General features: G+C 66.0%; 1 protein-coding gene. It reads left to right on the top strand.

Going from position 1 to position 583, the window contains the following annotated elements; translation table 11 throughout:
* On the top strand, nucleotides 1-583 hold a 583-nt coding region (locus tag EOA86_RS37595), incomplete at both ends, for a LysR substrate-binding domain-containing protein (protein ID WP_245497516.1).

Genomic DNA, 583 nt, shown 5'->3' with positions numbered 1-583 from the left:
ACCAACAGGCTTACCGAGGACGGCGACAGGCTTCTCTCCTACGCAAGACGGCTGCTGTTCCTCAATCGGGAAACGCTGGCCGCCTTCGACGACCGGCGGCTCGAAGGCACGATCCGCATCGGCACGCCGGACGACTATGCCGATCGCTTCCTGCCCGAGATCATGGCCCGCTTCGCCCGTTCCAATCCACGTGTCGAGCTGACCGTCATCTGCGAGCCGACGCCGGGGCTGGTCGAGCATATCAAGCGCGGCAATCTCGATCTGGCGCTGGTGACGCATAATGACGCGCACGGTCAGTCGGAAGTGGTGCGGCGCGAACCGCTGCTGTGGGTCACTTCGGCCAACCACGCGACACATGAGCAGGACACATTGCCGATGGCTTTCGGCCGCCCGAACTGCATCTGGCGGCGGGCTGCCGTCGACGTGCTCGATCGGCAGAACCGCGACTACCGCATCCTGTTCACCAGCTTCTCGGCAACCGTCATCACCGCCGCGGTGCTTTCCGGCCTGGCGATCTCGGTGCTGCCGGAATGCGCGCTGCGGCCCGGCATGCGGGTTCTGGGCGACGCCGACGGGTTCGGCG

Origin of the sequence: Mesorhizobium sp. M5C.F.Ca.IN.020.32.2.1, from assembly GCF_004023105.1 — a bacterium.
Classification (GTDB): Bacteria; Pseudomonadota; Alphaproteobacteria; order Rhizobiales; family Rhizobiaceae; genus Mesorhizobium; species Mesorhizobium wenxiniae.
This window is presented reverse-complemented; position numbering and strand designations above follow the sequence as displayed.